The 3,034-nt window shown below is 64.8% G+C and carries 5 protein-coding genes; 4 read left to right on the top strand and 1 reads right to left on the bottom strand.

What is annotated here, in order from left to right; all coding sequences use genetic code 11:
* Nucleotides 1–163 precede the first annotated feature (163 nt).
* The 3 genes from mtgA to AC1D00_RS34095 all read left to right on the top strand — a co-directional run bounded on the left by mtgA (nt 164) and on the right by AC1D00_RS34095 (nt 1,984).
* Nucleotides 164–838, top strand: coding sequence for a monofunctional biosynthetic peptidoglycan transglycosylase (gene mtgA, locus AC1D00_RS34105; protein WP_477013695.1), 675 nt, complete (start codon nt 164–166; stop codon nt 836–838).
* 168 nt (nt 839–1,006) lie between these two features.
* The gene (gene rpmF / locus AC1D00_RS34100) at nt 1,007–1,189 is read left to right on the top strand and encodes a 50S ribosomal protein L32 (protein ID WP_007598106.1); all 183 of its coding nucleotides are present in this window, start codon (nt 1,007–1,009) and stop codon (nt 1,187–1,189) included.
* A gap of 144 nt (nt 1,190–1,333) precedes the next feature.
* Nucleotides 1,334–1,984, top strand: a complete 651-nt coding sequence (locus AC1D00_RS34095) for a hypothetical protein (RefSeq protein ID WP_477013694.1) — start codon at nt 1,334–1,336, stop codon at nt 1,982–1,984.
* Nucleotides 1,985–1,990: 6 nt separating this feature from the next.
* Here the strand turns inward: AC1D00_RS34095 and AC1D00_RS34090 are convergent, their stop codons facing one another.
* Nucleotides 1,991–2,251, bottom strand: a complete 261-nt coding sequence (locus AC1D00_RS34090; protein ID WP_027542178.1) for a hypothetical protein — start codon at nt 2,249–2,251, stop codon at nt 1,991–1,993.
* Nucleotides 2,252–2,472: 221 nt separating this feature from the next.
* On the opposite strand from AC1D00_RS34090, the gene AC1D00_RS34085 reads away from it, so the two are divergent.
* Nucleotides 2,473–3,034 (top strand): GGDEF domain-containing protein (locus tag AC1D00_RS34085; protein ID WP_477013693.1); only part of this gene is annotated, 562 nt, incomplete at its 3' end.

Raw genomic sequence — 3,034 nt, 5'->3', positions numbered from 1 at the left:
ATCAAGAAGGGCTCCAGAACTAAAATTCGGCGGGACAATCCTTTATGAGCCCGCCTCAGTCAATCGTTTGGAAGGCCTAAAAAGTGCTGGAAAAGACCCGAATTATCACAGACTTAATGGCTGGGCCCGTGGCCGCGYTTCATTTTGCGCCGGAAAGGTCGATTTGCGCATCGTTAAAATCCTGCTGCTAGCGCTCGCGATCGTAGTTCTCGCGCCCTATGTGATCGCGCCGTTCTACCGCACCGGCCATCCCGTTTCGACGCTGATGGCCTGGCGAAGCTTGCGGGGTGCGCCGATGCAGCGGGAATGGATCGATCTCGCGGCGATGTCGCCTTATCTGCCGCGCTCGGTGGTGGCGGCAGAAGACGCTCATTTCTGCAAGCATCACGGCATCGACTGGGGCGCGCTGCGCGAGGCGATCGACGACGCGAAGGAGGACGGTACGCCGTTCCGGGGCGCCTCCACCATCACCCAGCAGGTGGCGAAGAACCTGTTCCTCTGGCAGGGGCGGGACTTCATCCGCAAGGCGCTGGAATTCCCGCTGGCGTTGTGGATCGATTTCGTCCTGCCCAAGCCGCGGATCCTGGAAATTTACCTCAACATCGCCGAGCTCGGTCCGCAGGGTCAGTTTGGGGTGGAGACGGCCAGCGTCTATGCCTTCGGCAAATCGGCCGCCAGCCTCTCCCCCCGGGAGGCGGCACTTCTGGCCTCGATCCTGCCGAATCCGGTCAAACGCAGCGCCAGGAACCCGGGGCCGGGTGTCCGGCGGCTGGCCGGGACCTATGTGGCAAGGGCGCAGGCCTCGACGCTTGCGACCTGCTGGCGGGAAAATCGCTGATTTCGGGCCCTTTTCGGGCGCATTTTCCGGCCCAAGAGCCTAGCTTTGCGGCCAGCCTTCCTCTATAAGCGCGGCCTTGATCGGCATTCAGCTCGCCTCGTATTGCGGGTGCTGAGCCGTCCCTCGCGGACGATGCCCTGATAACACCAATCCCTAGAGGATATTGAAATGGCCGTTCCGAGAAGAAAAACCTCGCCGTCGCGCCGTGGCATGCGCCGCTCGGCAGACGCCATCAAGAAGCCGACCTACGTGGAAGACAAGGACTCCGGCGAGCTCCGTCGTCCGCACCATCTCGACCTCAAGACCGGCATGTACAAGGGCCGGCAGGTCCTGAAGAAGAAAGAGTCCTGAGGTCAGGACTTTTTCTTCAGGCGGGATGGTTTGACCCGCCTGATTTCGGCCACCCCATGAGATATGACGGTGACGGCGGCGGAGCGAATGCTTCGCCGCTGCGTTGTTCTGTCTGGATATCTTGATCGAGAAGGCATTTTGCCGATGGTCGGTTTCCCGCTGCTTCTGATTCCGCTCGCGGTCTACAACATCATCGCCTTCCTGATGCCCAGCGTGTCCTTCTCGGACGTGCTGTTCAAGGTGCCGATGATCACGGGCGAGACCTGGCCGGTCACGCTCTCCGATCTCCTGCTCGCGCTTGGTGTGGTGCTGCTGCTGCTCGAAGTGGTCAAGGGCGCGCGGCCCGGCGCGAAATTCCTGATGGATCACTTGCTGTCGCTGATCCTGTTTGGCGCCGCCGCGGCCGAATTCGTGATGTGGCCCAAATTCGGCAACTCCACCTATTTCCTGCTGGTGCTGCTCGCGATGGCCGATTTCCTCGGCGGCATCGCCCAGCGCACGCGCCGCCGTGTCACCTATGTCGCCGAGACGACGGTGCCGGCGCCGCGCAAGGCCAAGCGCCAGGCCGAGGCGCCGGCGGATGACGTTGCGTCCGAGCCCAAGTTCGAGCCGGTCTCGGTACCGCAGGCAGCCCCGGTGCCACCCGCGCCTTCCGCGCAATCGGTCGCCGAATCCGTGCTGATGGACCATCCGGCGCCGAAGCCGGTGCAAGGCATGACCTCGCCGGAAATCCCCTCGCCGCATTTGCAGCCGGGCAACGGCAACGGCACGCCGTCTCCCGACGCGCCGCGCTGATCGATCTCAAGCCACCTGCCGCGTGCGCGCGCTGACGCTTCCGAGCGGGCGCTTGCTGCCATAGGCCATCCGCGCATCTTCGGAGGAGGCGCGGCGGAGCCGGCTGGCCTGGGGCAAATGCTCGGCATTGGCGATGAGCTGGGTGACGAAGCTCGGATCGGGGCGAGGCATCGGTGCCTTGTTGACCCACTGTAACGTCGGCAGCAGCGGCACCAGGGCCGAGCCTGTGCCGTAGTCCGCCAAGTCCGATCGATCGGTACTCAACATCGCAATCACCGTTGATCCGGCGAAGAGTGTCGCGTTTCGGGACGCGGGCGCCGGTGCGAGTCATGTACTCGCAAGGCCTATGCCGGCCGGGCCGGTTTGGTTCCGCACCGCCCCGAAACATGGTTTCCAAATTGTTTATCAACTTTGCCTAGGGTTGGGGGCGAATCTGGCTCTATCCTGTGCCGGCACAGGCCCCCCCGCTGTCCCGAAACGAGGCGATATTGACCCCCGCATTGCCGCAAGCCTCCGACATCCTGGCCGCGCTCGGCCAGGCCGTGTTCGCCTGGGACATCGCCAGCGACGTCATCGTCTGGGGTGAGCAGCTCAGTGCCGTATTCCCCGGCATCCCCGCCGAGCGGCTCGCGACCGGTGCCGAATTCGCCAAGCTGATCGAGCCTGCGCCGTCGCTGCGGACCGCCGCGCTGGCGCAGACATCCGCCGTGCACGGCGCCGACGGCACGCCTTACCGGGTCGAATACGGCGTGCGCATGAGCGCCTCCGATCCCGTGGTCTGGGTCGAGGAGACCGGCCGCTGGTTCGCCGGCCCCGACGGCCGCCCGGTCCGCGCGATCGGCTCCGTCCGCATCAACAATGAGCGCCACGCCCGCGACGAGGAATTGACCAGGCTGGCCCGGCTCGATCCGCTGACCGGCGAGCTCAACCGCTCCCACCTGATCGCGGCGCTGGCCGAGGCGATCGAGGAGACGACCCGCTTCCGCTCGACCGCCGCCTTCATGCTGGTCGGCATCGATCATCTCGCCCGCGTCAACGACGCCTTCGGCT

The organism is Bradyrhizobium sp. P2_E8 (assembly GCF_056403875.1).
This window is presented reverse-complemented; position numbering and strand designations above follow the sequence as displayed.

Coding starts and splice junctions, on each gene's coding strand:
- rpmF (WP_007598106.1), top strand. CDS start 1,007: ATGGCCGTTCCGAGAAGAAAAACCTCGCCGTCGCGCCGTGGCATGCGC.
- AC1D00_RS34095 (WP_477013694.1), top strand. CDS start 1,334: ATGGTCGGTTTCCCGCTGCTTCTGATTCCGCTCGCGGTCTACAACATC.
- AC1D00_RS34090 (WP_027542178.1), bottom strand. CDS start 2,251: ATGTTGAGTACCGATCGATCGGACTTGGCGGACTACGGCACAGGCTCG.